The sequence below is a fragment of the Phreatobacter sp. genome (assembly GCF_052440005.1).
GTDB lineage: Bacteria > Pseudomonadota > Alphaproteobacteria > Rhizobiales > Phreatobacteraceae > Phreatobacter.
In genome coordinates, this window is record NZ_JBQVQL010000020.1 from 26,489 (window position 1) to 52,539 (window position 26,051).

26 protein-coding genes and 1 tRNA gene are annotated in these 26,051 nt (G+C 64.7%); 11 read left to right on the forward strand and 16 right to left on the reverse strand.

The window, feature by feature from the left end; genetic code table 11:
- From ACT6XY_RS07265 to ACT6XY_RS07325, 13 genes are all read right to left on the reverse strand, one after another.
- Positions 1 to 963: a dipeptidase gene (locus ACT6XY_RS07265; protein ID WP_444747667.1), complete on the reverse strand. Its 963-nt coding sequence runs from the start codon at positions 961 to 963 to the stop codon at positions 1 to 3.
- A gap of 609 nt (positions 964 to 1,572) precedes the next feature.
- A complete protein-coding gene (locus ACT6XY_RS07270) occupies positions 1,573 to 1,914 on the reverse strand; it encodes a cupin domain-containing protein (RefSeq protein WP_444747668.1) in 342 nt (113 codons plus the stop codon).
- A gap of 9 nt (positions 1,915 to 1,923) precedes the next feature.
- Positions 1,924 to 2,940, reverse strand: coding sequence for a quinone oxidoreductase family protein (locus tag ACT6XY_RS07275; protein WP_444747692.1), 1,017 nt, complete (start codon positions 2,938 to 2,940; stop codon positions 1,924 to 1,926).
- A gap of 17 nt (positions 2,941 to 2,957) precedes the next feature.
- Positions 2,958 to 3,845, reverse strand: a complete 888-nt coding sequence (locus ACT6XY_RS07280; RefSeq protein ID WP_444747693.1) for a 3-keto-5-aminohexanoate cleavage protein — start codon at positions 3,843 to 3,845, stop codon at positions 2,958 to 2,960.
- 27 nt (positions 3,846 to 3,872) lie between these two features.
- The gene (locus tag ACT6XY_RS07285) at positions 3,873 to 4,619 is read right to left on the reverse strand and encodes an SDR family NAD(P)-dependent oxidoreductase (protein WP_444747669.1); all 747 of its coding nucleotides are present in this window, start codon (positions 4,617 to 4,619) and stop codon (positions 3,873 to 3,875) included.
- Positions 4,620 to 4,626: 7 nt separating this feature from the next.
- Entirely contained in the window at positions 4,627 to 5,487 is an 861-nt protein-coding gene (locus ACT6XY_RS07290) for a dioxygenase family protein (RefSeq protein WP_444747670.1), read from the reverse strand.
- Between the two features lie 68 nt (positions 5,488 to 5,555).
- On the reverse strand, positions 5,556 to 6,929 hold the full coding sequence (locus tag ACT6XY_RS07295; RefSeq protein ID WP_444747671.1) for an amidohydrolase family protein: 1,374 nt from the start codon (positions 6,927 to 6,929) through the stop codon (positions 5,556 to 5,558).
- A 4-nt stretch (positions 6,930 to 6,933) separates the two neighbouring features.
- Positions 6,934 to 8,307: an amidohydrolase family protein gene (locus ACT6XY_RS07300; RefSeq protein WP_444747672.1), complete on the reverse strand. Its 1,374-nt coding sequence runs from the start codon at positions 8,305 to 8,307 to the stop codon at positions 6,934 to 6,936.
- 5 nt (positions 8,308 to 8,312) lie between these two features.
- Positions 8,313 to 9,686 carry an amidohydrolase family protein gene (locus tag ACT6XY_RS07305; protein WP_444747673.1) on the reverse strand — a complete coding sequence of 458 codons (1,374 nt, stop codon included), beginning with the start codon at positions 9,684 to 9,686 and terminating at the stop codon, positions 8,313 to 8,315.
- Positions 9,687 to 9,744: 58 nt separating this feature from the next.
- Entirely contained in the window at positions 9,745 to 10,539 is a 795-nt protein-coding gene (locus ACT6XY_RS07310; RefSeq protein WP_444747674.1) for an ABC transporter permease, read from the reverse strand.
- Between the two features lie 42 nt (positions 10,540 to 10,581).
- Positions 10,582 to 11,382, reverse strand: a complete 801-nt coding sequence (locus ACT6XY_RS07315) for an ABC transporter ATP-binding protein (RefSeq protein ID WP_444747675.1) — start codon at positions 11,380 to 11,382, stop codon at positions 10,582 to 10,584.
- A 42-nt stretch (positions 11,383 to 11,424) separates the two neighbouring features.
- On the reverse strand, positions 11,425 to 12,477 hold the full coding sequence (locus ACT6XY_RS07320) for an ABC transporter substrate-binding protein (protein WP_444747676.1): 1,053 nt from the start codon (positions 12,475 to 12,477) through the stop codon (positions 11,425 to 11,427).
- A gap of 128 nt (positions 12,478 to 12,605) precedes the next feature.
- Positions 12,606 to 13,664 carry a LacI family DNA-binding transcriptional regulator gene (locus tag ACT6XY_RS07325; protein ID WP_444747677.1) on the reverse strand — a complete coding sequence of 353 codons (1,059 nt, stop codon included), beginning with the start codon at positions 13,662 to 13,664 and terminating at the stop codon, positions 12,606 to 12,608.
- Positions 13,665 to 13,920: 256 nt separating this feature from the next.
- Here ACT6XY_RS07325 and ACT6XY_RS07330 point away from each other — a divergent pair, with 256 nt between their 5' ends.
- From ACT6XY_RS07330 to ACT6XY_RS07375, 10 genes are all read left to right on the forward strand, one after another.
- Entirely contained in the window at positions 13,921 to 15,084 is a 1,164-nt protein-coding gene (locus ACT6XY_RS07330) for an iron-containing alcohol dehydrogenase (protein WP_444747678.1), read from the forward strand.
- Between the two features lie 344 nt (positions 15,085 to 15,428).
- On the forward strand, positions 15,429 to 16,292 hold the full coding sequence (locus ACT6XY_RS07335) for a helix-turn-helix domain-containing protein (protein ID WP_444747679.1): 864 nt from the start codon (positions 15,429 to 15,431) through the stop codon (positions 16,290 to 16,292).
- Positions 16,293 to 16,488: 196 nt separating this feature from the next.
- The gene (locus tag ACT6XY_RS07340) at positions 16,489 to 17,511 is read left to right on the forward strand and encodes an ABC transporter substrate-binding protein (RefSeq protein ID WP_444747680.1); all 1,023 of its coding nucleotides are present in this window, start codon (positions 16,489 to 16,491) and stop codon (positions 17,509 to 17,511) included.
- A 7-nt stretch (positions 17,512 to 17,518) separates the two neighbouring features.
- Positions 17,519 to 18,286, forward strand: a complete 768-nt coding sequence (locus tag ACT6XY_RS07345) for an ABC transporter ATP-binding protein (protein ID WP_444747681.1) — start codon at positions 17,519 to 17,521, stop codon at positions 18,284 to 18,286.
- Positions 18,283 to 19,080, forward strand: a complete 798-nt coding sequence (locus ACT6XY_RS07350; protein WP_444747682.1) for an ABC transporter permease — start codon at positions 18,283 to 18,285, stop codon at positions 19,078 to 19,080. The genes ACT6XY_RS07345 and ACT6XY_RS07350 overlap by 4 nt, the downstream gene beginning before the upstream one ends.
- On the forward strand, positions 19,077 to 19,838 hold the full coding sequence (locus tag ACT6XY_RS07355; protein ID WP_444747683.1) for an ABC transporter permease: 762 nt from the start codon (positions 19,077 to 19,079) through the stop codon (positions 19,836 to 19,838). The genes ACT6XY_RS07350 and ACT6XY_RS07355 overlap by 4 nt, the downstream gene beginning before the upstream one ends.
- A 12-nt stretch (positions 19,839 to 19,850) precedes the next feature.
- Positions 19,851 to 21,398, forward strand: coding sequence for a class I adenylate-forming enzyme family protein (locus ACT6XY_RS07360; RefSeq protein WP_444747684.1), 1,548 nt, complete (start codon positions 19,851 to 19,853; stop codon positions 21,396 to 21,398).
- A gap of 11 nt (positions 21,399 to 21,409) precedes the next feature.
- Entirely contained in the window at positions 21,410 to 21,823 is a 414-nt protein-coding gene (locus ACT6XY_RS07365; RefSeq protein WP_444747685.1) for a PaaI family thioesterase, read from the forward strand.
- Positions 21,824 to 21,837: 14 nt separating this feature from the next.
- A complete protein-coding gene (locus tag ACT6XY_RS07370; protein ID WP_444747686.1) occupies positions 21,838 to 22,851 on the forward strand; it encodes a zinc-binding dehydrogenase in 1,014 nt (337 codons plus the stop codon).
- Positions 22,848 to 23,720 (forward strand): VOC family protein, encoded by an 873-nt coding sequence (locus ACT6XY_RS07375; protein ID WP_444747687.1) that lies wholly within the window; start codon positions 22,848 to 22,850, stop codon positions 23,718 to 23,720. Before ACT6XY_RS07370 ends, ACT6XY_RS07375 begins: the two co-directional genes overlap by 4 nt.
- A gap of 162 nt (positions 23,721 to 23,882) precedes the next feature.
- On the opposite strand, the gene ACT6XY_RS07380 is transcribed toward ACT6XY_RS07375, so the two are convergent.
- From ACT6XY_RS07380 to lysM, 3 genes are all read right to left on the reverse strand, one after another.
- Positions 23,883 to 23,958, reverse strand: a tRNA-Glu gene (locus ACT6XY_RS07380).
- A gap of 67 nt (positions 23,959 to 24,025) precedes the next feature.
- Positions 24,026 to 24,895 (reverse strand): tripartite tricarboxylate transporter substrate binding protein, encoded by an 870-nt coding sequence (locus tag ACT6XY_RS07385; RefSeq protein ID WP_444747688.1) that lies wholly within the window; start codon positions 24,893 to 24,895, stop codon positions 24,026 to 24,028.
- A 178-nt stretch (positions 24,896 to 25,073) separates the two neighbouring features.
- Complete coding sequence (lysM, locus tag ACT6XY_RS07390) at positions 25,074 to 25,508, reverse strand: peptidoglycan-binding protein LysM (RefSeq protein WP_444747689.1); 435 nt, start codon at positions 25,506 to 25,508, stop codon at positions 25,074 to 25,076.
- Positions 25,509 to 25,750: 242 nt separating this feature from the next.
- Here lysM and ACT6XY_RS07395 point away from each other — a divergent pair.
- On the forward strand, positions 25,751 to 26,051 hold a 301-nt coding region (locus ACT6XY_RS07395; RefSeq protein WP_444747690.1), incomplete at its 3' end, for a hypothetical protein.

Sequence of the window (26,051 nt, forward strand, 5' to 3'; positions counted from 1 at the left end):
TCACTGGATCACTTGCCGGAAGGCTCGGAGAAAATTTCCGCCGGCAAAGGCGGCCATGTCCTCGACGGAGAAGCCGTGGTCGGCGAGCGAGAAAATGAAGTCCTGCTGGGCATCGAGATCGGCGATGGGAAAGCGCCATGGCCAAGTCCCATAGACTTCGGGGTGACGCAGGAATTCCTGGTACCGCTCGGCGGGCTGATCCTCGATGAAGTCGGACCCGATGCCGATGAAGCCGGGGCCAAGACGGTCCCTCACATGGAGCACGTGGGCGAGGACGTCCGCGGCCGCGGGTGCACCGCCGCCCATACGAACCATGGGCGGCAGGTAACAGAGACCGAGCACTCCACCGTTGACCTTCAGCGCATCCAGCACGGCGTCCGACTTGTTGCGGACGTTGTCGCAGACGGCGCGGGAATTGGCGTGGGTGATACAGACGGGCGAGGAAGATAGCTGCAGCGCCTCAATCGTGCTTCGTTCACCGGTATGGGAAAGGTCGATGACGATGCGCAATCTGTTAAGCTCGCGGATAAGGTCACGGCCAGCAGACGTCAGCCCCTTGTCCGCCGGGTCGGCGCAGCCCGCGGCGTAAGGTCCTGCCCGATTGTGGGCGATCTGGATGCAGCGGATCCCGAGATCGGCAAGGCAGGCGAGAATGCGCAAATCACCCGCAAGATCAGGCACATTCTGATAGCCGAGCACCACGGCGAGCCGGCCAGAGTCGCTTGCGCGGTCGAAGTCCTCTGCGCGTTCGACCACGAGGGCGACGTCGTCGAGCCCCGCGAAATGAGTTCGGATCGCCGAGAGCTCGCCGAGGGCCTCTGCGAGTGTCGGATAGGGCCGGATCGTGGAGTAGTTGTTGACGGTCAGCTGAGCGGCCGAAAGGCCGCCCGAAAGCGCCTTCTCGATGTAGCTCCGCGTCATCCGGGAGCCGTTCAGGGCGTCAAAAACATTGTGCACGGTCATCTGCGTCTCCGGAGCCCGAGAAGGACCGGGAGGCATCTCGCCGTCAAACAGAACGTTCACTTCTCCCACTAAGTGGGAGAATTTCATCGGATCGGCTCTCCAATGACACTCTTGAATGTCGATTTCGGAAGGCAGCAGCTATCCGGCCGCGGCGCCCTGCTTCAGGGGGCCGCTTCACATATGTCGCCGATGATCGGGCGAGTTCCGCAGTGCGTAGGTGGCGCATCGGCGCAATGCGTCACAACTTCCTGGCAAGCGGGGGGGGCTCCGGTGAGCTCATGGCGCTCCAACTGGCAATGTGCCTCGGACTAGTCGCTCATCGTTCGAAACGCGACGTTCCGCCTGACCTCAGCAACCCACCGAGCAAACCGCGAGAACTGCAGTCACCAGGATGCGTCGGCCGTAGTCCATTTATGGCGCCGGTGAAATCAAGGGGTAAGCGCGACGCAGTCGGACGGCAGGATGCTTCGCGCCTCAATCGAGGCGCGTCTGGCTGCTCCGGCGGGTATGTGAATCCAGTCCCTGCCCGTCACCGGACAAGCTCATATGGGGCGACGCCGGTGTTTGCAGCCCGGGATGAAAGCGAAGAGTAGCGCCGGCACTGGCGGCTCATTTTTTCGGGAGCGGCATCGCCAGCAGCACGGTCACAGTCCGATTGGTGACGTTCTTTAGGCTGCGGGTTTCGTCCGGGGCAATCCTGCAACTGTCCCAGGGTCCAAGCTCCACAGTGCCGTCGGGAGTTTCGATAACCAGCGAGCCCTCCAGCACGACGTAGAATTTCTCTTCGGGCGAGGCGGAGGGGTCGATCCCGCCGCCGGGCAGGATCTGCGACACGCCAAGCCACATTACGTCCGAGGGTCCTGCCTCCCTGCCCTGCATGCGCAGCATCCGCATGTCGCGATGACCGGGCGATTGGTACGGGCGAAGATCGGCGAACCGGTTGACGTGCATGACGCGTCCCTAGGGCACGAGGAAAATGCGATTGCGGGTCGAGCCGAGCACGGCCGCATAGGCTTCGCGCGCCCGGTCCAGAGGGAAGATCGCTTCCGGGTGGACGTCGAACGGCCGCAAGTGTCCAGAGACGAGGCCGGTAAGCAACTCGCGCAACACCTGCGCCGTGGCAGGGGTCGACAGCGCAAGCGTATCGATCCCCACATAGGTGTGCCGGCCACGGTAGAAGCTGAAGAGATCGAACGACACCGGCTGTTTGACCGAGGCGATGATGATCATCCGCCCACGCACGGCAAGCGCCTTGGTCGCAGCCTCATGATAGGGCTCGCCGACCGTGTTGAAGACGATGTCGGCGCCTTTTCCGCCGGTCGTCTCGCGGATCGCAGTCGCGGCGTCGCATGCGCTTGCGTCGATCACCTCGACCGAGCCGCTCGTGTAGCCGGCGTAGGGCTCGCGTTTGCGGGCAATGCCGATGACCCGCGCGCCGCACCAGGCGGCGATCTGGGCGGCGGCCTGGCCAACCTTGCCGTTGATCCCGAAGATGGCGATCGTTTCGCCCGGTGTCGGTACGCCTGTTCGCCTGAATCCCTCCTGGGCCGTGACGAAGGGAACTCCGATCCCGCTCGCGGCCACAAGGTCGAGGGCGGCGGGTTTCTCGACGACACCGTCCTCCTCCACCAGGAGGTGGCTCGCATGGGTGCCGTCTCGGCGGATGCCGAGATCGCCGGAGGAGCCGAAGACCTCCTTGCCGATCATGGAAGCGTCTCCCTCGACCACGATCCCGGCAAAGTCACGTCCTGGGGTTCGGGGAAAAACGGCGTAGGGCATCATCCCGATGGCCGCCTTGGCGTCGGACGGGTTCACCGCCGCGGCACGGATCTCGACGAGAACCTCCCCTGCGGCGGGGCGCAACCGCCCGACACGCTGCACGGCAGGCGCCACCAGCTCGATCGATGCGGCCTTCTCGAGCAGGCGAACACGGCGCATCGCCGTATCCTCGACCCCTGCCCTCTCCTCAATGGTCATCGACGTCATGGCCGCGATCACGCCCCTCTCGAGGGAAGTTGGAAGATCTCTCGCGCCTCGTCGGGGCTTGCGACGGATACGCCGAGTTCCTCGATGATGCGGCGTGCCTTCTCGACCATCGCCGCGTTGGAGGGTGCAAGCTCCCCGCGCGAGAGGTAGACCCCGTCCTCGAGGCCCGTGCGGGCATGGCCACCCGCCAGGACCGATTGAGCCACCATGGGAAAGGTCGATCGCCCGATACCGATCGCCGTGAACTCGGTGCCGGCAGGCAAGAGGTTGCGGGCATAGAGAACGGTCTCGGCGCTCGGCTGGAAGCCGTACTTCACGCCAAGGACAAAGGAGGCGATGCAAGGCGCCTCGAGCGTGCCGTCGCGGATCAGGTCGTGCATCAGCGCAATGTCGCCCGAGTCGAACAGTTCGATTTCTGGCTTCACCCCCGCCTCGCGCATGACCTTGGCCATCTTGCGGACATTGCCGGGGGTGTTGATCACCACCTGTCCGCCCGAGTTCATGGTGTTGAGGTCGAGCGTGCAGATGTCGGGGCGGATCTTGGCGATGTGCTCGACACGCTTTTCCGGGGCGACCAGCGTCGTGCCTGGCCCCGCGACCTTCGGATCGTCCTCGGACGGTACGAACCGCCCCCCCGGCCCTGTCGTCAGATTGAGGATCAGTTGAGGGTTTCGCGTCCGGATCCGGTCCACGACCTCCTCGTAATACTGAAGCTCCATCGACGGCCGGCCGGTCGCGGGATCTCGGACGTGGATATGGACGACGGCCGCACCCGCTTCGGCCGCCCCGAGACAGGCCTCCGCAATCTCTTCCGGCGTGATCGGCAAATGGGGGGTCTGGTCCGGGGTGGTCAGGTTTCCCGTCACCGCGCAGGTGATGACAACCTTGTCTCGCATGGACCGCATGGTCACATTCCCTCGCAGCTAGAGCGCGCGGCCGCCGTCGACGACGACGAGCGATCCGGTCGAATAGGTAAGGTGCGTGGCGCAGGCGACGATCGCCCGGGCGACATCCTCGGCACTCGCGACACGCTGGAGCGGAATTGTCGGAGCGATCCTTGCCAGTTGCTCCGGTCCCCGGCCCGCGACGAAGTCGGTGGCGACTACGCCCGGCGACACCCCCATCACCCGAATTGCCGGGGCAAGTGCGCGGGCCAATGACTTGGTCATTGTGTCGGTTGCTGCCTTCACCGCCGCATAGGCGATGTTGGAACCGACGCCGTTGAAGGCCGCAATGGACGAGACATTGACGATCAGCCCGTCACCCCGCCTTGCAAGCTGGCCGCGGAAGGCACGGATAGCGGCAAACTGGCCCCGCCAGTTGATCTGGAAGATTTCATCGATCAGATCGTCGGTCAGGGCGTGGAGATCGGCAGCGGGAACAGGCTGCGTGAAACCACCGGTATTGATCAGGATGTCCGCGCCGCCGGTCTCCTGCTCGACGCGGGCGGCAAGATCGGCAAGAGACGCGCTGTCGCCGAGTTCGGCCGGCAGACACAGATGCCCGCCAGCTGGCAGCGAAGCGACTACCGCTTGGGCGCTGGCCTTACCTCGCCGGAAGGTTACGACCACGCGAGCGCCTTCTGCCGCGAGGGCTTTGGCCGTCGCGCCGCCGATGCCTCCTGAGCCTCCAATAACTACTACGACCTTATCGGCGAGCCGGCCAGACATCGTCACCTCAGGAAATGGGGGGGGTTGGAAGGATGGCCTCGCCGGGGGCGAGAACAAAGTCATGGGCCAGGGAGAGTCCGTCAGCGCCGCGGTCGAGCTTGCCGACGAGCGATCGGGTAACCCCAAACACCACATCCGATTGCAGCTGCTGCTCGTCGTCGACGAAGATCTGCGACACGAGCGTCTTAAAACCGGGCTTGTAAATCAGGAAATGGATGTGGGCCGGACGAAGCGGCGCACGCTTCTGGGCGGCGAGCAGCGTGCCGACGATCCCGTGCGTCGGAACCGGGTAGCCTGCCGGTTTCACGGAGGAGAACCAGAACCGCCCTTCCGCATCGGTGGTGAACTGTCCCCGCAGGTTCATATCCGCCTGGTCAGGGTCCTGGTTCTCGTACATGCCGACGGGCGAGGCCTGCCACACGTCCACAACCGCCCCCGCCACCGGTGCGCCGTTGACGTCCCTCACCGCGCATCGAACCGCGAGATTTTCGCCGGGGGTTGGCGAGCGCACGATGCTGTCGCCATTCCGGGTCACAGGCGAATTCATGCGCCAGAACGGGCCGAGCAGCGCGGCTGCCGTTTCGGTATTGCCCGCCGGTCCGTTGTTCATCAGGCAGACGAGCGTCGAGAGCCCGATGACATCTGCGGCGAGCACGACCTCGTTATGCGTTGCGGTCGTCAGTTGCCCCAGCGCGACCACGGCCCCGATCGCCTGCTCGAACTCGGGCTCGGTCAATTGCACCTCACGGACAAAGTCGTGGAGGTGGCGGACGAGGGAGTTCATGATGACGGCGAGACGCGGATTGCCTGTGTCCGACATGGCTGCCAGAACGGCGTCCGTCACCTGCTCCTGCCGCTCAATGATCATTATCGACTCCCGATAAAAACGCTAATGCAATCGATTGCATTCGTCAATGAACATGTGCCTTTCGGCGGCTAGTGTCGTGTGGCCGCGGGAGATGCCGCCTCGCCTGGGAAGGCCTCTCGTCTCAGTCGCGCAACCGACTCCACCAGGCGCTCTCCCATGGACGTGAGCCACCCCTGCTCGGCCAGCATGCGCCCGTCCCGCTTGCGCGTGATGCCATCGATGATCACCGTATCGACGTTGCCTGCGTGAGCCTGCTCGACCAGCGACGCGATCGGATCGTGGACGGGGAAGAGGTTGAGGTCGTCGGCCCGCAGCATGATGAGATCCGCCTTCATGCCGGGCTGCAGCCTGCCGATTGCTGTAGCCATTCCGAGCGCCTCGGCTCCTGCCGTCGTGACCCAGCCGAGAGCCGAGCGGGACGCGATCATGGCGTCGCGTCGCCCCGATCGCAGCCCCTCGTTGCGGGCGAACAGCAGCGCCGTCTGCATCTCTCGCCAGAGATCTCCCGACACCATGGCTTCGACGTCGACACCGAGCGATGGCCGGTGCCCGTGATCCATCACCTTCCGCACAACCGAGTCGGTCGGATAGTCGTGGAACTCGTTGCTGGTGGTCGCTGTGACGGTGCAGCCGGCATCGAGGAGCCGGCACACCTCGTCCCGCGTCAGATGATTGCAGTGGACCAGATTGTGGTCGGGTCCGAGCAGGCCGAGTGCCGCGAGGCGATCATAGCCGTCGGGAACGACCGCATCCTTGTGGGCACGCGTGACGTGTGAGGAGACGATGAGGCCGAGATCGCGGGCGAGGCGGACATTGTGGAGGCTTGCCTCCCAATCCGCCCAGTGCGGACCGGCGATCCCGAGGGCGAGCGTGACGCGGCCGGGCCCGGAGAACCGGCTCCGGCGCAGAGCCTCGACACGGTCGCGCGGGTGCAGGCGCCGGGCCGGCATGGCGCCGGGCGACACCGGCTCCCGCAGCCCGTCGCCATGGATGAAGACCGCCCGAATGCCTGAATCGCTGAGGGCATCGACCGAGCGCTCGGCCTGTTCGAGGGTGCGCAGGTTGTGTGAATAGTCGGCGAGTGTCGTGACCCCGGCACTGATCTGGCCGAGCGCCCCGAACAGTGTGCCGAGGTAATTGTCCTCGGGCGTAAAACGCGTGGCGATATCGCCGTAGAACAGCCGGAAATAGTCCGGGGCGAGCCACTCTGACCCGATGGCGCGAAAGCCTGTCTGGAACGTGTGGAGATGCATGTTCACGAGGCCAGGCATGACGATCATCCGCCCGGCGTCGATGACCTCCTCGCACGGCTGCTCGAGCCGCTGCCCGACGGCGACGATGCTGTCGCCCCGGATGATCAGTTCGCCGCCGCGCAATGCTGGCTCGTTGGCGCCGGTGACGAGCCAGCCGCAGCGGATGAGGGTGTGCCTGGCCGCGTCCATCGTCTCAGCGGCCGAAGGGCACGTAGGAGGCCTCGTCCATGATCCGCGCGACCGAGGCTGCCAATTGCTCCATGCGGCGCCGTCTGACGTCCGGCGGGAACACAAGGGCCTTGTTGCGTTTGCGGATGACGCCGTCGATGAGGACCGTATCGACGTTGCCGGCATTGGCTTGCTCGACGATCGACAGGACGGGATCGTGGACGGGGAAGAGGTTGAGGTCGTCACCATCGAGGAGGACGATGTCGGCCTTCTTTCCCGGCGTCAGCGTTCCAATGCGATCTTGCAGTCCGAGCGCCTCGGCGCCGCCGATCGTCGCCCAGGCGAGCGCCTCGCGTGAGCGGATCGGAACCGTGCTGAACGGGGGCTTTGCATCGCGGGCATTCTCGCGCTGGCAGACGGACAGCGCATAGAGCAGCGCGACGTGCATCTCGCGGAACATTTCGCCGGACACGCGCGGCTCGACGTCCACCCCGAGAGAGGGCGTGCCGCCGAGGGCCCGCACGCGTCCGACGAGGGGATCGCCGGCATAGCCGCGCAGCTCGGTCTGGACCGTGGCGCAGAAAGTGACCCCGGCGTCGAAGAGCCGCTTCAACTCGTCGTCGGAGAGGTAATTGCCATGGACGACGCTGTGATCGGCGCCGATCAGACCCTCGTCGAGCAGAGGATAATAGCCGCGTGGATCGATGGCGAGTTCAGGACGCTTGGTGGCGTGGGAGGAGGATCTCAGCCCCATCTCCCGGGCAAGCCGCAAGTTGATCCGCGTCGGCTCCATCTCCGCCCAATGCGGCCCGGCCACCGCCAGTGCCATGGTGACGAGACCGGCGTCGTCGGCGAGGCGCGCGCGGATGTGCGCGACGCGCTCGCGCGGATTGATCCGCCGTTCGAAGGGCTCGCGCGCCTCGCCCTCCGGCGGCAACTTGCCGGCACCGAGCGTGAAGACCGCGCGGATGCCGGTCTCCTCCAGCGCGTCGATCGATCGTTCGGCCTGCTCCGTCGACGTGATGTTGTGGCAATAGTCGTTGAGGGTGGTGCAGCCGCCGTCGATCTGGTTCAGCGCGCCGATGAGGTTGCCGAGGTAGTTGTCCTCCGGGCCGTACTGGGTCGCCATGCCGCCGTGGAGATACTTGAAATATTCCCCGTGCGCCCATTCGCAGCCGATCGCCCTCAGGCCCGTTTGCCAGGTGTGGAGATGGGCGTTGACGAGGCCCGGCATGGCGATCATCGCCGGCGCCTCGATCACCTCGTCGACCTCTGCGCCGAGCTGGCGACCGACGGCGGCGATACGATCGCCGTGGACGAGGATTTCCCCGTCCCTGAGATCACCGACAGCCGGATCCATCGAGACGATCCAGCCGCATTTAAGCAACGTCCTACGCATCGCCGTCAGCTCGCGGCCGGCGTGAAGTTGCCGGCCCGCATGATGCGGTCGATCGAGGCGACGAGTTCGCCCTTGCGTGTCTCCAGCAGCGCATCGGGGAAGCTACGGCGCCCTCCCCGCTTTTTGATGACCCCGTCGATCATGACGGTGTCGACGTTGCCGGCATGGGCCTGGTCCGTGATGGACAGAAGCGGGTCGTGAACGGGGAAGAGGTTGAGATCGTTGGCCCGCAGCATCACGATGTCGGCCCTCTTTCCCGGCGTGATGGAGCCGATCTGGTCCTCAAGGCCGATGGCGCGGGCATTGCCGATCGTCGCCCAGGTCAGCGCTTCACGCGAGCGGATCGGGATCGTCTGGAAGGGCGGCCGCCCGGCGGCCGCATTGTCGCGGAGCGAGGCCCAGCGCGCATGCAGGAGAGCCGCCTGCATCTCGCGGAACATCTCGCCGGTGACGATGGGCTCGACGTCGATCCCGATGGACGGCATGCCACCGAAGCGGCGCACCCTGAGCGTAACGGGCTCGGCCGCATGGCCATGAAGCTCGACGAGCACGGTGGCCGTGACGGAAGCGCCGGCTTCGATCAGGGGTTTGAGCTCCTCGTCCTCGATGTAGTTGCCGTGGACGAGATTGTGGTCGGGTCCGATGAGGCCGGCGGCGACAAGCTTCCCATAGCCCCCGGGGGCCACCTGATCGGGAATCTTGCGCGTCGCATGCGAAGTCGAGAGGAGGTCGAGCTCACGTGCGAGCCTCAGGTCCTGCTCGGCGACCTCGTAGGTGCCCCAGTGCGGGCCGAGGATGGCCATGGCGAGGGTGACCAACCGATCGTCGGAGGCAAAGCGACCGTTGCGCAGCGCCTCGATCCGGTCGCGCGGATGAGGAACGTGCGTGTAGGGGAGCTCGCCCGGCTTCGTCGGCGGCTTCGCCGTGCCGTGGGCGAAGACGGCGCGAATGCCCGATTCCTCAAGCCCGTCGACCGATCGCTCGGCATGTTCGAGCGAGGTCAGGTTGTGACACCAGTCGAGGATGGTGGTGACGCCGCCGTCGATCTGCCCGAGAGCGCCGATCAGGTTGCCGAGGTAGTTGTCCTCCGGTCCGTAATGGGTCGCGAGATTGGCGTGGATGTTCTTGTGGTAGTCGGGCCCGAGCCATTCCGATCCGATGGCGCGCAGGCCCGCCTGCCAGGTGTGGATGTGAGCATCGATCAGGCCGGGCATGACGATCATGTCGCGGGCGTCGATGACCTCGTCGGCCTCCGCCTCGATGCCCTTGCCGGCGGCAAGGATGCGGTTCCCCTCCACCAGAATGCGGGCATGCCGGTGGTCGCCGACCGCGTCGTCCATGGACACGAGCCAGCCGCACTCGATGAGGGTGCGCTTCATGGGATGCTTCTCCGATATGCGCCGCGGTGGCGCTGGGTATGCGGTATGCCCGGTGCCGTCAGTTGGCGCGCCAGCGATTGACGAGATTGCCGATCCTGTCCTGAGCCTTGGTCAGGAAGATGCCGAGAACGGCGAGCAGCAGCAGGATGGCGAAGACCTGGCCGGTCTCCAGCACCTGGCCTGCCATCTGAAGCTTGGCGCCAAGCCCATAGCGCGCCGTCTGCATCTCCGCGGCCACCACGAGGATGATCGAGATGCCGAGGGCCAGCCGCAATCCGCCGAAGATGGCGGGGATGGCTGCCGGAAGGACGACCTTGCGCTGGATTTGGAGCGGGCTGGCGCCGAGATCACGGGCGGCGAGGATCAGGCCCTCGTCGCATTGCCGGACCCCGATGATCGTGTTGACGAGGATCGGAAAGATGCAGCCGAGAGCCGACAGGGCGATCTGGAACGAGTTGCCGGTGCCGAGCCAGATGACTAGGAGCGGCACCAGCGCGATCTTCGGCACGGGATAGAGCGCCGCCACGAAAATGTCGGCGATCGCGTAGACGCGCTTCGACATCCCCATTGCAAGTCCAAGCCCGATGCCGATGAAGGCCGCGAGGAAGAAGCCGCCGAAGATGCGGTAGAGTGTAATGCCGAGATCGTAGAGGAGCCCTCGGGTGGCGAAGAGGTCGTAGAGCGTCACCACCACGACAGAGGGGCGCGGCAGGAACAGCTCGGGGATCGAGCCGTACATCACCGACAGCTCCCAAAAGACCAGGAAGCAGGCCATCGCCACCGGGCCATACCACCAGGTGTCGTCCTTGAGGCGTTCGTCCGGCGGCGCGGGGGGCGCTGAGCTGTCTGTCACGAAGGTTATGGTCCTGTTGATGTCAGTCATGCGCCGCAAGCCTCAATTCAGCATCGACTTGCGCACTTCGTCGCGGAGCAGTCCGTAGATTTCGGAAAAGAGTTCGCCGAACCGCTTGTCATGCTGGATATCGACGCCCCGGGGGCGAGGAAGGTCCACCTCGAGGCTGGCAGCGATCCTGCCCGGACGAGCGGTCATGACGATCACGTGGTCGGCGAGAAAGATCGCCTCCTCGATGGAGTGGGTGATGAGGACCACGGTCTTGGCGCTCTTCTCGACCAGCGTCGACAGCTGCTCCTGCAGATAAAGGCGCGTCTGTGCGTCGAGCGCCCCGAAGGGTTCGTCCAGGAACAGAACGTCGGGTGCCATGACCATGCCCCGGGCAAGGCCAACGCGCTGCTTCATGCCGCCGGACAGCTGGCCCGGATAGTGGTTCTCAAACCCGCTGAGTTCGACCAGCCGGATGGCCTCCATCGCCTTGTCCAGCCGCTCGGCCTTCGCCATTCCCTGCAATTCAAGGCCGAACGAGACGTTGTCGGCAACGGTCCGCCAGGGGAGCAAGTTGAACGACTGCCAGACCGTCGACATGCGGGGCGGCGCTCCAGCCGTGACCCGCCCAGCGCCGTCACCGTACAGGAACCTGATCTCGCCCTGGCTCGCCTTCATCAGGCCGCGCATGATGAGAAGAAGGGTCGACTTGCCGCATCCCGACGGACCGACGATGGCCGTCACCTTCCCTGCCGGAAACGTGCACGTCACATCGGTCAGCGCTGTCGTCGGTGGACGTGTGCGTGACAGGAAGCGGTGCGACAGGCCCTCGATGGAAATGGACTGAAACTGCATGAACGAGACGCGCCTCCCAGCGCGGCGGAAGGCGGCAACAGGTCAGATGAAGGGGTTCTTGTCGTCGAGGCGCTTTCTGGCCTCGCGCACGGCCCGATCGTCGAACAGCTGGTTCTCGGGAACCATGCGCTGGAGAAGATCGGTTTTCTCGTGCCAGAACCGCTGCTGAGCGACGATCGACGGCATGTTCGGCAGGCCGTCGGCCGACATGAAGGTCCAGCGCGGACGCGTCGAGTTGATGACCTCCGGCGTCAGCCCCGTTCCCTCGGCCATGATCTTCAGGATCTCTGGAGTGCCGTTGCGAGCCGCTTCCATGAACTCGGCGTTGCCTTGCATGATCGCCATGGAAAACCGGACGGCGGCCGAATGCCTCTCGCGGAGGAATTTCTCGCTGGCGACCGAGCAGGCGAGCACAAAGTCAGGAGCGATCTCGTCGCTCCATGTCGCGATCTTGCCAACCCCGCGGTTCTGCGCGGCATAGGCGGCCGGCAGCGGCATGTTGAGGATGTCGATGCGGTTCTGCTGCATCAAAGGCAGACTGACCTGTGGCGACATTCCCCAGTTCCAGTCGGCATCGTCGAACTTCAGACCCGCCCGTTCCAGGCCGACCGTATGGAGGTAGTGGGCGACACTGCCGCGCGACGAGATGCCGATCTTTGCGCCCTTGGCGAGCTTATAGCCGTCGAGAGAGCGGAAGCCCTTCTCCCACATCGCATTGGACACCATGATGGAGTTCGAGCCCCAGCCCGGTGCCTCGCGGCCGCGCTCGAAGAAGAGGCGCAGGCCCGCGCCCTTGGCCATGAGGTTGAACAGACCAGCGCTGAGGGTGGCGCCGGTGATGTCGAGTTCACCTGCCGCAAGCGCCGGCATCGACAGCGACCCGTCGACGTGGCTGGTCGGCACAATCTCGATATTGAGCTTGCGGAAATAGCCCTTGGCCTGCGCGATGTAATAGGGGCCGGCGGAAATGTAGGGCGCAAAACCCATCCGGATGCGGGCCGGCTCCATGAAGTCGGTTTGCGCCATGACCTGGGGGGCGTGCAGTGCTCCCACCGCTGAAGTGGCAATGAACGTCCGTCGCGTCACCTTCAGCATTGCACCCTCCGTAAGAAGCCCCTGCGGCCAACATTGCCGGGAAAGCCGTGAAATTTAGCGCCGCAATCGATTGCAATGGCAGGTTGCGATAAAGATCATGCTGGTGTCAATCCTTAGGCCTGCACATCTTATCGGCGCTGGGCCGCCTTGTTGGGCGCCCCGGTGGAGCCGCGGACAATCAGCGTCGAGGGGAGCACGACGCGCATCTGCGGGACGGCCTCGCCGTCGATCAGGGCCAACAGCATCCGGGCGGCCTCCTGGCCCATCTGCCGGGGACCGATGCGGATCGTCGTCAGCGACGGCTCGACGAGGTCCACCAGAGGCATGTCGTTGTGCCCGACGACGGAGACATCGCCCGGGCAGGTCAGGCCCCTCCCCCGGATCGCCGCGCAGGTGCCGAGAGCGAGGAGATCGTTGCCGGCGACGATGGCGGTCAGTCGAGGATGCCGGCGCATCAGGTCGGCGGCGGCGGACTGACCCGCCTCGATGTCGTAGGCCCGCGCCTCCACAGCGAGGTCGGGCCGGAACGCGAATCCGAAATCGGACAGGCCCTTCTCAAACCCGATGCGACGGAGGTGGCCGGTCGACAACCGTTCCGGGCCACCGACGAAACCGATCTCCCGATGCCCGAGCCCATAGAGATGCTCAACGGCAGCCCGCATGCCCAGGATGTCGTCGCTGACGACGGCCGGCGCGCGATCAAGGTCATCCGCCCGGTTGACGAGGACCACGGGAATGCCCTCGGCAAGGCAATGGTTGAGCACCGGGTCGTTGCGGGTCGCGCTGGCAAGGACGAGCCCCTCTACCCTTCTGGCGATCAGTTCGTCCACCAGCCTGAGACCACTGTCGGCTTCACCGCCCGTGTCGGCGACGATGGTCGAAAACCCCTGCCCGCGGACAACCTCCGTGATGCCCGAAATGATCGGAGAGAAGACAGGATTGGCGATGTCCGGAACGAGAACTCCCACGAGCGTCGAGCGCTGGGTTCGCAGGCTCGCGGCGACCGAGTTGCGCCGATAGCCATATTCCTCGGCAATCCGGCGAATGCGATCGGCCACATCTGCCGCGACGAGACCATTCTTCAACGGATCAAGGGCGCGCGAAACGGTAGACGGATGGACGCCGGCGACCTCTGCAAGCTGCTTGAGCGTAAAGCCAGTTCGGGCGGGGCGGCGCTCGCTTACCATTGGGGCGGCTCTGGCGATCTCATGTCAGCCAAAGCCTTACCACCGGTTTTTTCAAGGGCAAAGAAATGTCCCGCTCCTGCTCGGCCATCCTTGCGTCCAGCAGCTCCACAGCTCCGAGGGATTGTCGCCGCCACCGAGCCCGATACCATTGAGGAGAGATCAGCGGTCCACAAGTTGGCGCAAACGGTCGAGCTGGCGTCGCCGCTTCCACGATCCAGGGGCCCTCCCCTTAAACTAGCCTGCCATGGAGACGTTCATGTCCGCCATAATCCCTCCTCCTGCCGGCCGTTTCGCCCTCCTCGATCAGAAGGTCGTTGCCTGGGGCCAGCATCTTGACGCTGCGCTATATGAGGAGGTGAGCAAGCGCGGGGCCCGCCGGCTCTTTATCGTGACAACGCGTTCGCTGAGCCAGCGCGCGGCAGCGATGGCCAAGGCCCATGGCGACCTCGATGCGGTGGCGGTTGAAGACGCCATCCCTGCCCACACGCCGATGCCCTCAGTGTTCGCACTCGCTCAGCGTCTCGCCGCATTCCGTCCGGACCTGATCCTGGCGCTAGGCGGTGGAAGCGTGATCGACGCTGTAAAGATCGCAGGGCTCATCCAGGCCGAGGGAATCGACGGCCGCGACGGACTTATCGCCCGCTCGATGCAGAAGGGCGGTCAGCCATTGGCGATCTCCGATCCTCCCCGCTACATCGCCGCACCGACGACGCTGTCGGGGGCGGAATTCGGAACCATCGGCGGCTCGGTCGATCCGGAAACGCGCATCAAGTTCGGTTTCGCAGCGTCCTGGTTTCCGGCCGAGACGGTGATTTTTGATCCGGCGCTTTGCCAGGCGACGCCTGAAGGACTGTGGCTGTCGAGCGGCGTGCGGGCGACAGACCACGCGGTCGAGGCCATCCTGTCGCCGGACGCCAATCCGTTCATCGACGGCTGCGCGTTGCACGCCCTGCGGCTCCTCGGCAGGAGCCTGCGTGCGACCAGGGCAGACCCAGGCGACCTTCTTGCCCGGCAGGAGAGCCAGTTCGGCGTCTGGCTCGCTTCGCAAAGCGTAGGCCGGGTGCGCTATGGGGCGAGCCATGGGATCGGCCATCAGCTGGGAGCCGTCGCGGGTGTCGCCCATGGCCACACATCCTGCATCATGCTGCCAGCCGTGATGGCATGGAACGCCGGCCATGTCGGCGGCCGCGACCGGTTGGTCCACGAGGCGGTAGACCCGAACGCCCCGGACGCGGCGACCGCGGTGGCGCAGCTGATTGCCGACCTCGGTCAGCCCCGGCGTCTGGCGGATGTCGGCGTACATGAGGACCAGTTCGACCGCATCGCGGAGCTCGCGATGAGCAATCCTTTCGTGAAGGCCAATCCGCGGCCGATCGCCTCACCGGCAGACGTCGTGGCCATCCTGCGTCTGGCGGCGTGACGGGTTGTCGCCCTCCTCTCCTTCCAGAACTCAATGCGGCAAGAACGGTAGCGACGCTGCAGCAGGTCAGCTCGTATCGAAAAAACGGCCAAATACCTGCCTTTCCGGGCTCGCTGGCGAGCCTCCGCGAGGAATGGTCCGAACGGCAACCTGCCGGTCTTGAGCGAAGCCAAGCCCCCAATGGTTGGGAAGCTCTTCGGGCTTCTCACGAGTTGGGCATGAAAGCTGCTTCTCAATGTGTTGATGCATAGGGCGGGGTCAGTCATCGTGCTCCCGCCTGAGCTCTGCTCACGATTTGAGCCAGCGTACGGGATTTCGTTATGGGCCGTTTCTTCGAAGACGCCATGACCGATTATGGCGACACAAATCGCATTGTTGCCCACGCAACGGTTGGCCGTTCGCAGACCTGGATTTCAGTCGCCGCCTGCCGAAAACAGGAAGGCCGGTGGCTTAGGGGGTTCGACGACCTGGTCGTCGGGATCTTCGATGTCTCGAAGCCCTTCATCATGGAGCGCGATCGCGGTGACGGGTTCGAGCGTTTGAAGATCAAACCAGGCGCGGTCTATGCGATCCCCTGGTCTTGCGACCGGTTCGCCGCATGGAACACCAACTACCGTTTCCCCAGCATCGCAGTGCCACGAAAATGGGTCCGCGATTTCCTCGACGGCGCCGGAGTTGGAAGCGAAGACAGCGTCGTCAAAGGCTCGAAGCTCGCAGCCGAAGACCCCGTCATTGCCATCCTGATCCGCCGGCTGGTGGATGCCCATACCAATAGCGCCCGGGCGGTCGACGACCTCGACGACCTCTATTGCGATCAATCGATCGGGCTCATCATTTCAGCTCTCATGCGGGCAGGTGGGGAACGCGACATCGACAATTCCCGGGGGCCGCATTGGCGGATCAGGCGAGCAATGGAGTTTGTCGAAGCCCAAAGCCAGAGGCGCATCATTCTGGACGACATGGCACATGCCGCCGGCCTGTCAAAGTTCCACTTTTCGCGGTCATTCAAATCCGCGACTGGCTACACGCCCCACGAATGGGTCGTTCGCCACCGGCTCGCAAAGGCAAGGGAAATGCTCATGAACAGCAACTTGCCCATTGCCGAGATTGCCCGTTCAACAGGCTTCGCCTCGGCGAGCCGGTTCGGGGAAATGTTCAGGCGACGCTTTGGCAAGCCTCCACGCGCCTGGCGTGAAGCTGGGCGATAGAGCGGGTCTGAACACCGCAGCAATATCTGGCGAGAACAGCAAGGCTTGCAGATTGTCCTGCCGGCACCGGGTCGTAGGCTCTGGGGGCTGAATTTGCCCCAAGTCCGCCCAATCGAACTCTGGTGATCCCATGGTCAGGCGTTTTCTCCGTCATATCCTCTCGGCGACCGCTCTCGGAGTAATGGGAGCGATCTCCATGGCCCCCGCACACGCCCAACAGCGCGTGGTGGTCGGCCTTCCCTCCCCGTGGAACGTTCAGTTCGCCCTGTTCACCTTTGGCGAACAGCTCGGCTTCTTCCGCGAGGAAGGAATGGTGCTCGAACGCGTCGGCGTGACGGGTTCAGCAGTGCTTCTGCCCCAGATCGCTGCAGGTCAGGTCCAGTTCGGCTATGCCAATCCGGATCTTGCCATTATCGCGCTCGCCCGCGGCGAGCCAATGCCGGTTCGCTTCTTCATGAACTGGCTCCGGAGCCAAACCTTCGAGTTCGTGGTGCCTGAGGCCAGCCCCATCGGATCTCTCGCAGATCTCAAAGGCAAGAAGCTCGGCGTTGGTGCCCTCACATGGGGCAATCTCCCGCTCTCCCGCGCCATGCTCGCGAGCCAAGGCGTGACCTGGCAGCGTGATGTCGAGGTCCTCCCCGTCGGCCTCGGCGCAGCAGCCTGGCGCCGTATGCAGACCGGCGAGGTCGATGCCCTGAACCTCTTCGTCGGCGAGCACCTCAGGATGGAGCTCGCAGGGATCAAGATCAGGCGTCTGCCGATGCCCGAAGCTTTCCGGACCCTGTTCTCAAACGGCTGGGTCGCAAGCGAGGCGACACTGCGTGACAATCCCCGCCTTGCGGTCGGGTTCGGACGAGCCCTCGTGAAGTCCTGGATTGCCTGCAAGGCCAACCCGGAGGCCTGTGCTCGCAGCTGGTGGGCAGCCGTCCCCTCCTCGCGCCCCCCCGCGGGGCAGGAGGCTGCAGAACTCGCGACGCAGTCGCGCATCGTGATGACCGATCGCGTCCAGATCGACGACTTCGCTGCCGGCAGCGCGCCGGTCTACGGCCAGTTCCCGGACGGGTCCTGGCAGCGCCTGATCGACGTCATGCGTTCAGAAGGTCAGATCCAAAGGTCCGATCTCGATCTTGCCCGACTGATGACAGGTGAACTCCTCGCAGACATCAATCGTGGCATCGATCCAGCCGCTATCGAGGCAACGGCCAAAGCCGCGCGCTGAGGACAGCATGTCTCGTCTCGCAGTCGAGAACGTATCGCTCGTCTACGACACCAGCAGAGGGCCGCTGACGGCCCTCTCAGACCTCAGTTTCAAGGTCGGGGACGGAGAGTTCGTTTCCGTCCTCGGCCCGTCGGGCTGCGGCAAGTCGACCCTTCTCAGATTAGCCTCTGGCCTGATGGCGCCCTCTCAAGGGACCCTGCGACTGTCGGGAGAAGCCATCAAAGGCCCAAGACCGGACGTTGGCATCGTCTTCCAGCAGCCAACCCTCCTGCCCTGGCGCCGTGTGATCGACAACGTGCTCGTCCCCATTCGCGCCATGGGGCGCAGCCTCAGTGAATATCGTCCGAAGGCGCTGGCACTCCTTGAGCTCGTCGGGCTCAAAGGGTTCGAGAACCACTACCCACACGAACTCTCAGGAGGCATGCAGCAGCGCGTCGGGATCGCCCGCGGCCTCATCCACGACCCCTCGATGCTCCTCATGGACGAGCCCTTCGCGGCGCTCGATGCCATGACGCGCGAGACCATGATGGACGAGATCCAGCGCATCTGGTCGACAACTGCCAAGTCCGTGCTCTTCATCACCCACTCGATCCCGGAGGCCGTCTATCTTTCGGATCGGGTTCTCGTGATGTCGCCGCGCCCCGGACGCGTCATCGAAGAGGTTGCCATCGACCTGCCGCGGCCGCGCACGGTCGCAACACTCGATGACCGGCGCTTTGTTGCGCTCTCAAGCCACCTTCGTGCCCAATTCCGTCCGAAGGCAGGCGATCCATGATCGCCTGGCGAACACGGCTCCAGGAACTTGCCTATCCCGCCATTGCGCTCGCCATGACGATCGGCGCCTGGCACATCGGTACGGTCACCGGCGCCATCCCATCCTATTTGCTGCCGCAGCCCGCGCGGGTGCTTACAGCCTTCGTCGAAGGCGCCCAGAACCCGCTCGTGTGGCGCCATCTCGCCTCTACCCTGCAGGCGACCATCGTCGGCTATGCGACGGGCTCACTGATCGCTCTCGTCCTCGCCGCGCTCATCGCAGAGTTCCGGCCGGTCGAACGCTTCCTGATCCTGCCGCTCACCGCCATTCAGGCCATCCCGAAAGTCGCGATCGCTCCCCTTGTGTTCCTGTGGGCGGGCTTTGGGCTGCAGGGCAAGACCATTCTGGTCGCCCTGATCTGTTTCTTCCCCGTCTTCGTCAACGGCCTCGTGGGCTTCCGCTCCGCCGATACCAACCTTCTCGACCTCCTGCGGGTGAGCGGCGCCTCCCGCCTCCAGCGGTTCTTGGATGTCAAACTCCCAACCGCCGCCCCAACCATCTTCGCCGGGCTCGAGGTCGCCGTCTCGTTCGCCCTCATCGGGTGCGTCGTCATGGAGTTCATCGGCGCGACGCGCGGCATGGGTTTTCTGATCCAGGACGCCTCGAGCGCCTTTGATCTCCCACTCGTTTTCGCAGCCATCCTCACCTTGGGGATGCTGGGCGTCGGCCTCAACGCCATCGTGCGCACCATCCATCGGCGCGTCGTCTTCTGGAACCGTTCGCCCGCGACGGCTGCTCCGAGCGCCTCGCCATGATCGCAGACAACCTCAAGACCCTGGTTGCCACCTGCGCCACGCTTTGCCTGTGCGCGATCGGCTGGGAGTTGGCGATTAGAGTCTTTGACCTTCCTTCATTCGTTCTGCCGCCGCTCTCGGCCATTGGCCAGGCGCTGTACCAGGGATGGATTGTCGGAACACTCTACGAGCACGCCCTCTTCACCCTCCAAGGCACCCTCATTGGCCTCGTGATCGGGGTCATCGTTGCCATCGTTCTTGGAGCACTCGTCGCAGAGATCAGGCCCGTCGCGCTGGCCATCTATCCGCTGGTCATCGCGACACAGTCCATGCCGACGGTCGCGATCGCTCCGCTGATTATTGTCTATCTCGGAGTGGGCATCGCATCGAAGGTCGCGACGGTTGCGCTGCTCTGTTTCTTCCCCGTGTTCGTGAACACCATCGTCGGCGTCCGCGGCGTGAACCCTGCGCTCATCGACCTCTACCGCGCATTCGGCGCATCGCGGTTCCGGATCTTCAGGGACGTCAAGTTCCCCGGGGCCATCGATCAGGTCATGGCCGGCATCCAGGTCGCAGTCGTGCTCGCATTCGTTGGCTGCGTGGTGTCCGAATTCATCGCAAGCCCCAAAGGCCTCGGCCACATCGTGCGCACCTATGCGGCTGATCTGAACGTCTCGGTCATGTTCGCTGCGATCATCGGGCTGGGTGTCCTCGGCGCCTTGGCAGGCGCCTTCACCCGCGCGGCTCACCGCGCACTCGTGCCCTGGCGTCGATCCTAGGAGGCAAGATCAATGGACCCGCAGGATCTCCTCACCCGCAATCTCGGCTCATGCTTCGACATCAAGGGTCGCGAGACCAAAGTCGCCATCATCGATGTGGCCGATCCCGAAAGCCCGTTCGAACTCACCTATGCGGAGCTCGATGCCGCCGTGAATGCCTTGGCGCGAGGTCTCCTTGCCAAGGGGTTTGCAACAGGCGATCGCATCGGAATCCTCGGGTTCAATTCGTGGCGATATGTCGTGGCCTTCCTCGCGACCATGCGCGCCGGCCTGGTGACGGTGCCGATCTCGATAAAGCTTGCCACCAACGTCATCGAGTACATCGTTGCTGACGCGTCGCTGAAGGCCGTCTTCCATGACGCTGCCCACGCGCGTCTCGTGCCGGCGGGACTGACAGCCTTCGACATGGAGCCCTCAGGCGCTCTCGACCAGATGGCGCTTCCCGGACCGTTCGAAGCCGTTCCGCCGGGCCGGCATGACGTCGGCATGATGCTCTACACGTCAGGCTCAACGGGTAAGCCCAAAGGCGTGTTGCTCTCGCACTACTCGCAGCTTTGGGGCCTGTCCCAGTCGCTGACGCTCTTCGGCGACATCTCGGAAAATCGGTACATCGTCGCGGCGCCGCTCTACCACATGAATGCGACCTTCAGCATCAAGATGGCGCTCGTTGCCGGCGCAAGCTTCGTCCTGATGCCCTCGTTCAATGCGGCGGCCTATCTGCGCGCGGTGGCCAGGCATCGGGTCACCTGGTTGACCTCGGTACCAACGATGCTCGCGCTGTGTGCCCGCGAGAAGGACCTCTTCGCAACCCTTGACCTATCGAGCGTCAAGCGCGTGATGATGGGCTCGGCCCCGCTCACACAGGCGCTGATCGACAAGGTGGAGGCGCTCTTCCCCGGCGCGATCTTGTCGAACAGCTATGGGACGACGGAGGCAGGCCCCGTCGTGTTCGGCCCTCATCCTGACGGCACACCGCGCCCGGTGATCGCTCTTGGCTACCCCCTTGCAGGCAGCGAGATGGAGCTGCGCGAGGGAACATCGCCTGACGAAGGCGTCCTCTACATGCGCAATCCATCGCTCATGGAGGGCTACCATAATCTGCCGGCCCGGACGGCAGATGCCCTGCGTGAGGGCTGGTACCGCTCCGGCGACATCATGAGGCGCGACAAGGACGGGTTTTTCTATTTCGTCGGCAGAGCCGACGACATGTTCGTGGTCGGCGGTGAGAACGTCTGGCCGGGCGAAGTTGAAAAGCTCTTGGAACGCCACGGCCACGTCCATCAGGCCATGGTGGTCCCTGTGCCGGACGACGTGAAAGGCGCCCTGCCCTTCGCCTTCGTCGTCGCAAAGCCCGGCACGACCATTGAAGAGGCCGACATCAAGGCCTTTGCGCTCGCAAACGGACCGGCTTTTGCCCATCCGCGCTTCGTCGAGATCGTGCCGGAAATCCCGCTTGCCGCCACCAACAAGCCCGATCGCAGCGCCCTGACAAAGCGGGCCGCGGTGATCGCCGAGGAACGGCGCGCGCGGGGCGAGCGCGCCGACAAGGCCCTGGCCTGAGGAGCACTGAAATGGACACCAACGCCTTTGCGAACATCGTTGCCGGGTTCCAGAGCTCTCCCGCGATCGCAGCCCTCGGGATGGAGGAGATCACCCTCGATCCTTCAGGAGTTGTGACGGGCGAACTCCCCCTTCTGGCGGCTCACGAGCGACAGGCAGGTACAGGCCAGTTCCATGGCGGCCCCATCGCCTCGTTCATCGACACGATCGGCGACCTGGCGGTGGCGGCAGCGGTCGGTGGCGGTGTTCCGACGATCAACCTGCGGATCGACTACCTCAAACCTGCAACGGGGCCACGGCTGACGGCCAAGGCGAGCGTCCGTCGGCTCGGGCGCACGGTCGCCGTCTGCGACATCGATGTCTTTGACGCCAAGGGTTCGCTCGTCGCCATCGGGCGCGGCACATACGGCTCACAGACCGGATAGGGGAGGCAAAAACAATGCGCGCGATGGTGCTGACCCAACACGGCGGCAACGAGGCTTTCAAGTTCCACACGGATTGGCCCGACCCGGTACCGGGACCGGAGGATGTGGTTCTGCGCGTGCGCGCCTGCACGCTGAACTATCATGATGTCTTCACCCGCAATGGCATGCCCGGGATCAAGGTTCCGATGCCGATCATCATCGGCATCGACATCGCCGGCGATATCGTTGCGACAGGGTCCGACGTTGAGCGCTTCAAGGTGGGCGATCGCGTCCTCGTCGATCCCATTGACCGCGTCAAAGGGGGCCTGACCGGTGAGACTTACGACGGGGGTCTTGCCGAATATGTGAGGATTCCTGCTCACCAGTTGGTGCCGCTCGATGACGCCGTCGGATACGCCGAAGCCGCAGCCCTCCCCGTGGCCTATGGCACCGCCTATCGGATGATGGTTGCCCGCGGCAAGGTGACCGCCGGCGAGACCGTGCTCATCCTCGGCGCCTCTGGCGGGGTTGGTACGTGCTGCGTTCAGTTGGCCAAGGACGCTGGCGCAACGGTCGCGGTCTGCGCATCATCTGACGATAAGCTGTCCAGGCTCGCCGAGCTCGGCGCCGACTTCGGCATCAACTACGCAACAGAAGACTTCGTGAAAGTGTGTCAGGCCAAATTTGGTCGCGCCCGCGTCTTCCAGGATGAGGGCAAGGGGGTCGACGTCGTGGTCAATTTCACCGGCGGCGACACGTGGACGAAGTCGCTCAAGGTGATGAAGCGGGACGGCCGGCTCCTGACCTGCGGCGCAACAGCCGGCTACAATCCGCCAGAGGACATCCGCTTCATCTGGACCTTCGAGCTCAACATCGTTGGCTCCAACGGCTGGAGCCGCAATGACGTCATCGACCTGCTCGGTCTCGTCAAGTCGGGGCGCTTGAAGCCGGTTCTGCATCCCGAACGCTTTTCTCTCGAACGCGCCGTCGAGGCGATGTCGGTGCTCGATCGCCGCGCCGTCATAGGCAAGATCGTCGTCGAGCCATGAGTTTCTCGCCATGCCCTTGGCCGATCGGTGGTGTCGATCACATCGTCATCACGGTCGCGGATCTCGATGAAGCCGAAAGGACTTGGTCCTCGCTCGGCTTCACGCTCTCGCCTCGCGGCTACCACCCGCACGAAGTGGGCACCGCAAACCACACGATCATGCTCGGTGACCAGTACATCGAGCTTCTCGGGGTCGTGCGCCCGACACCTTACAATGAGGGCACGCGAAGGTTTCTGAAGGGCGGCGGCGGTGTGGAAGCCATCGCTTTTGCGTCGCGCGATGCAGCTCAGGCTGCAACGCGCATTCGTGACCAGGGACATATCCCGACCGGTCCAGGCTACTTCGATCGCGAGGTCGGAAGACGGGATGGCGCCAAAGGGGTGGCACGGTTCGGCATTGTCAGATGGCCGGACGATGTCTCGGTCGCTGGCACCAAGTTCTTTGTCTGTGAGCATCAGGCGCCGGAATGGGTCTGGCTCCCCGAACTCATCAGCCATCCGAACGAGGCTTCAGGCATCGCGGCGATCTATGTTGCGTCGGACCACCCCGATCGGGACGCAGCAGCGTTCCTCGACCTCGGCGGCGAGGGTTACTCCGTGATCGAAACGGACGTACCAGCCTTCAAGACGCTCCGACAGGCCAATGGTTGTCTCATCCATTTCGCACCAATCGACGACCTGAAAGGCCGCTTAGGGGACAATTCAAGGCCCTCAACACGGCGCGAAGGCGTAATCGCCATCGATATTGCCATCCGGAACGCTACACCTGGAGGTGAAGGCCAGACCTCCGAACAAGATCTGCCCGGTGCGGCGCCGATGTATGGCTCCGGCATGATGTTGCGCTTCGTGCCACCGCTTAGTGTCAGCTGACAACGGTTGGCCTCCGATGCATTTGTCGGCAAAGGAACCGCGAGGCGAGAAATCGGAAGCACGAACAACTACACCGCAGCCGGTCCGATTCCCCTTGAGACAAGTGTCTGCTGGCAAAAAGCCGCGAGGGTCAGGGCTGGCAAAACAGAACTAAAAGGTAGTTGGCGCTCCCTACGGGATTCGAACCCGTGTACCCAACGTGAAAGGCTGGTGTCCTAGGCCTCTAGACGAAGGGAGCGAACCGCATGGCGGCGGCGGGCGTTATAGGGGTGTTCCCCGCCGCCATCAAGCGCCCGGACGGAAAATCAGCTCGCCTTGATCGAATTGTCGCGGACCACCTCGCCCCAGATCTTCATCTGCTCGGCGAAGAAGCCCCTCAGCGCGTCCGGACCGGTCGCCAGGAGCTTGATCTGCTGGGTTTCCGTCAGCTGCCGCGCCGTGGCGGGCTCGCGGAAGGCGCCGGCGAGGGCCTCCTGGAAGCGCGCGACGATGGGCGCCGGGGTCCCGGCGGGCGCGAAGACGCCCCACCAGGCCTCGGCCTCGAACCCGGCGAAGCCGTTCTCCGCCACCGTCGGCACGTTGGGCAGCGTCGTGGCCCGCTGGGCGCCGGTCTGCACGATCGGCCGCAGAGTGCCGGCGGTCAGATGCGACGCCAGGACCGCGACGGAGGCGATGGACAGCGGCACATGGCCGCCGAGCGCGTCGTTGATCAGCGGTCCGCCGCCGCGATAGGGGATATGGTTGAAGCTGGTGCCGGCGCGCTTGGCGAGCAGCGTCATCGCGAGATGGCCGAGGCTGCCGTTGCCGATGGTGCCGTAGGGAACGCCCCCTGCCCGCTCCTTGCCGGCCTGAACCACCTCGGCGAGCGTCCTGTAGGGCTGCGAGGGATGGGTGACGATGACCATCGGCGCCGTGCCGATCAGCATCACCGGATCGAGGTCCTTCACCGAATCGAAGGGCATGTTCGGCAGCAGGGACGGGTTCACCGCATGGGTGTCGAAGACGAAGAGCCAGGTGTTGCCGTCGGGAGGCGCCTTGGCGACGGCATTGGCGCCGACGCTGCCGCCGGCCCCTGCCCGGTTCTCCACGATCACCGCGGTGCCGAGGCTGCGTTCCAGCACCGGCTGGGCGAGGCGCGCCAGCGCATCCACCGAGCCCCCGGGCGGGAACGGCACGACGATCCGGATCGTGCCGGAAGGCCATGACTGCGCCCGAACGACGGCGGGCGCAAGCGGCGCGAGCAAGGATGCCGCGGCGAGGCCGCGGCGCGTCAGGATGGGCAGTGGCGTTCTCCCGGTCGATGTGACGGCGGAGGCGTCGATGCCTCCGCCCGTCCGGGAGTATAGGGCAAGGTCAGGGAATGCGAAGGACCCAGCCCGGCTGGATGAGGTCCGGATTGACGATCGGCGGATTGTTGGCCGCCACGATCTTCGGATAGTCGGCGCCCTTGCCGTAGTGGGTCTCGGCGATCTTCCAGAGCGTGTCGCCCTTCTTCACCGTGTAGAACTTGGCCGCCGGCGTCTCAGCCGCGACGATGAGCTGGCTGGTGTCCACCTGCGCCACGCCCACCGTGTTGCCGAGGGCAAGGATGATGCGCTCGGCCTCTTCCTGCGACTTCACCTGGCCCGACAGCTGCACGTTGTTGCCGCTCGTGCCGATCTGCAGCTTGCTCGTGTCGAAGCCGTGGCTCGCCACCTCCTGCGTCAGCGCGGGGGCCGGCGCCGCCTGCGCTTCGCTGGCGCCCACCAGCTTCTTGCCGACGTTCTTCACGAAATCGAAGAATCCCATGCTCTGCTCCTCCCGGACCGGCCGCTCCCCGGCGGCATGAGCGAACAGTAGCGCCGCGAGGGCGCCCTGACCAGCGGACATGACGTTAAGTCATCTTTCGGTGCTGCGGTGCATCATGGGGCGCTGTGGATAAGGCTGCCGTACGGTCACGGGGCTGTTGCAACCGGTTCGCGGCGCGGTTGCAATCGTCTCGACGGACCAGACGATTCCGTGCGTTCCGTTGCGTGACAGGTGCCATCATCATGGGGACTGCGTCGTTGGACGTCGTGCTGCCGGACGGCAGGACCAGCGAGGACAGCGTGGTCGCGCTCGTCCTGTGGCGCCTGCACGACCCGGCCTGGAATGCCTCCTTCGCCGATCTCCTCGAGGATGCGCGGACCTGCGCGGACCCGGCGATCCGGGAATCCGACCTGCTCGCCGTGCTGCGCACCGCGGTCACGTCCGACAAGACGCTGGCGCCGCGCGCCGGCGCCCTCGCGGTCCAGGCGAAGCGTCTGATGGCCGCGCGCGGGCTGTCGCGCCAGGGCGCCAGCGAACCCGCAC